The organism is Halobacteriovorax sp. (genome assembly GCF_041587335.1).
Classification (GTDB): domain Bacteria; phylum Bdellovibrionota; class Bacteriovoracia; order Bacteriovoracales; family Bacteriovoracaceae; genus Halobacteriovorax.
Genome location: NZ_JBFGYP010000215.1, coordinates 1 through 3209, shown reverse-complemented (window position 1 = coordinate 3209; position 3209 = coordinate 1). Strand labels below are relative to the sequence as shown.

At 36.0% G+C, this 3209-nt stretch carries 4 protein-coding genes; 1 reads left to right on the top strand and 3 read right to left on the bottom strand.

What is annotated here, in order from left to right; all coding sequences use genetic code 11:
- A partial coding sequence (locus ABX784_RS16410; RefSeq protein ID WP_372656144.1) for a hypothetical protein occupies positions 1–439 on the top strand: 439 nt, incomplete at its 5' end.
- Between the two features lie 16 nt (positions 440–455).
- Here ABX784_RS16410 and ABX784_RS16405 read toward each other — a convergent pair.
- From ABX784_RS16405 to ABX784_RS16395, 3 genes are all read right to left on the bottom strand, one after another.
- Positions 456–1517 carry a Crp/Fnr family transcriptional regulator gene (locus tag ABX784_RS16405; protein WP_372656143.1) on the bottom strand — a complete coding sequence of 354 codons (1062 nt, stop codon included), beginning with the start codon at positions 1515–1517 and terminating at the stop codon, positions 456–458.
- Between the two features lie 21 nt (positions 1518–1538).
- Positions 1539–2702: an acetyl-CoA C-acyltransferase gene (locus ABX784_RS16400; protein WP_372656142.1), complete on the bottom strand. Its 1164-nt coding sequence runs from the start codon at positions 2700–2702 to the stop codon at positions 1539–1541.
- 74 nt (positions 2703–2776) lie between these two features.
- Positions 2777–3115, bottom strand: a complete 339-nt coding sequence (locus ABX784_RS16395; protein ID WP_372656141.1) for a hypothetical protein — start codon at positions 3113–3115, stop codon at positions 2777–2779.
- Between the last annotated feature and the right edge of the window lie 94 nt (positions 3116–3209).

Below are 3209 nucleotides of genomic sequence, written 5' to 3'. Positions count from 1 at the left end.
AGAGTTCAACTATATTGGAAAACAAACAAATAAGAATACAAGATACTACCCTTCAGCTGGTGAGCCTTACACTGGTCATATGATTGAGTTAATTGGTACTGGTGAAGTAGTATTTCCAAATTGTCTAAATGTAACTTATCATGCGCCAGCTGCTTACTATGGCTATTGCCACATTCCAGCACAACCGCTTGAGAGCAGTATTGAGGTAAAAATAAACGGAACTACAATTGATAGTTCAAAATGGACACTTTTAAAGTCTGGGAGTACTCCTCAGTACTTTGCAAATAAGAATATTCGTATTAAGTCATCAACTGACTTCTCAGCTGAAACTCCGGCAGTATCAAAATCTGGTTACTTTATACAATTGGATCCGAGTGCTGTTTATACAAATAGTCAAACATGTGATGTGACTTATCACTCTACTGGACAGGTAAACTAACTAGAAGGAACTCCTTCTAGTTATTTCCAGACTTCTCATCGTTAACTTTTTTAACGGCATTCATCATACGAATAGACGGATAGAGTTTTTTCAATTTTGAATAGTGAACAACAGAAGTTAATTGATTTCCATCACCTACTAAAATATCTTCACATAACTTACAAGTAACAGCATCTCTAATATCTTCATCAGAAATGACAACTTTTTGATCTTTAAACTCTGCAAGGACAGCATTGATATTTGCTTGACCTTTTTCTTTATCCAGTCCGGCCTTAGCAAATTGTCGTAAGATAGCACCAAGCATAAGCTCACAGCGTTTAGAAATTTTTATCTTCTTAGCATCATCTGTAATTCTTTGAGTATTAAAGAACACTAGCATTTGTCTAAACTGATCAACGTTTCCAGTTCTCACTAACTTTGGAAGTCCATCAGGATCATTGGCAATTTCAATAGAATTTAAGTCAGTGCAAATTCTCATGAACTCCTCATACTTAACTTCCGAAAAACTATAGATATCAAACATATAAAACTTTAACTTGTTCATATGAATTTCCATCTTATTATTCTTTAGCTCACCATGAGATTTAAAAGCTAGATATAATGTCGACAGAAATCTAATGATATCAGTTGAGTGAAAAAAGACATAAGAACCTACGCCACTTTCACTACTTCTCCCCACGGAGTTACTCTCAAGCTCTTTTACTTTAGTATTTGTTTTTCTGAGTCTGTCTGCAAGAGTGTTAATAATAGTCTTAAACCAAGGATTAAGACCGGCCATGGTTTTACCAAAAGCATTGTAAGAAATCTCAATAACTTCAGTAGTAACTAGAGCAGAAGCTGAACAGCTTCTTCTATTGGCCTTTTCATCAAAGTAACCCATTTCACCAATTACTTCACCAGACCTTAAAATTGCTAAGTCGACAAAACCTCTTCCCTTTGGAATGTAGAGTCTTATCTGACCTGTTTGAATAATATAGAGAGAGTCAGCAGGATCATTTTGATTAAAAATAATCTCTCCCGCCTTGAATGTTCTCAATCCTGATTTCTTAGCGACTGGCTTCCTTGCTGTCGTACTCATTTAGACTCTCTCTTTATATTTTTAAATTTTTTCAATAATTAAACTAAGAGCTTCACCACCACCAATACATATTGCGGCCATTCCATACTTAGAGTTTTTCTTTTCCATTGCATTCATTAGCGTTACAACAATTCTTGTTCCTGAACACCCAATAGGATGACCTAAACTTACTCCACCACCAAATACATTAACCTTATCTCTACTGATCTTAAACTCTTCCATTGCTGCCATTGTTACTACAGCAAATGCTTCGTTAATTTCAAATAAATCAATATCTTCAATTTTAAGTCCAGCTTTATCTAAAGACTTCTTCATTGCTTCAACAGGAGCAGTTGTAAACCAAGTAGGGTTTTGAGCATGAGATGCCCAAGAAAGAATTTTAAAGTTTGCTTGATCTTTATACTCTTCTCCACCAAGAACTACTGCAGCTGCACCGTCATTAATTGTAGAAGCATTAGCAGCAGTAATTGTACCACTCTTATCAAATGCAGGACGAAGAGCTGGGATCTTTTCAAAGTTTGCTTTAAAAGGACCTTCATCTTCAGAAACAACTGTATCACCTTTACGACCCTTGATTGTTACAGGAACAATCTCATCATTAAAGATTCCCTCTTTCGCTGCGGCCTGAGCTCTTTTAAAAGACTCAATTGAAAACTCATCTTGTTGCTCACGTGTAAAATCATATTTTGAAACACATTCTTCAGCGCAATTTCCCATTGGTCTGTCTGAATACACATCCCATAGTCCATCCCACTGCATAGAATCTTTCATCTGTGCTCCACCAAATTTTGCAACTCCAGTTCTAGAGTTCATAATTAAGTGAGGAGCAAGAGACATATTTTCCATTCCACCTGCAACTACAACAGAGTTATCTTCACACTTAATTGACTGTGCACCCATAATTATTGTTTTAAGTCCTGAACCACAAACCTTATTAACAGTTGTACATGGTACAGATTCTGGAAGCTCAGCAAATAGTGCTGCTTGCCTTGCAGGTGCTTGACCTACTCCAGAAGTAATTACGTTACCCATAAACACTTCATCAACTTTTGAACCATCAATCTTAGCTTTAGAGATTGCTCCCTGAATTGCAGTAGCACCTAATTTTGGCGCCTCAACACTTGATAGTGATCCTAAAAAACTTCCACTAGGAGTTCTCGCTCCTGATAGTATGTATACTGACATATTGTCTCCTTTTGCATTGTTAATTCGATGTATTAAACCATATCTTACTTAAACTTGTAAGGCCTAAGGTCTATTCAGCAACATCTTGCAATGCGAAAGCTCTGATCAAAATCATTCTGCTCTTTCTCATTAAATGAGAAAGAAACGCGTCTAATCATATTTTGATCTGTATATTCAAATATTGGTTTTAAATCATTGATTTTATACTTCTTCCACTGCCCCGCGATCTTAAAATAAATATCAACGAAGTCTATCTTCTCAACTTGAGATATAGGAATAGCCCTAGAAAAAGAGAGTTCAGAGCGGTCAATTTCAGAAAACTCCAAACATGCTTCATCCCAAGAATCAGAGACTGACAACCTTTGGTGAACCATAACTTTTATTCGTTTATTTTTTGAAATTAGACTTCGCATAAATCGCCTTGCTCCTTCACTCTATATAGTGTAAATCTCCAATAGAAAAGCTTCAAAGAGGTAATAAATGCTATCGAGAAAAGAACAAAACAGT

Bases quoted from the DNA above. Each gene is read 5' to 3' on its own strand.
- ABX784_RS16400 (WP_372656142.1), bottom strand. From the start codon at position 2,702: ATGTCAGTATACATACTATCAGGAGCGAGAACTCCTAGTGGAAGTTTT.
- ABX784_RS16395 (WP_372656141.1), bottom strand. From the start codon at position 3,115: ATGCGAAGTCTAATTTCAAAAAATAAACGAATAAAAGTTATGGTTCAC.
- ABX784_RS16405 (WP_372656143.1), bottom strand. From the start codon at position 1,517: ATGAGTACGACAGCAAGGAAGCCAGTCGCTAAGAAATCAGGATTGAGA.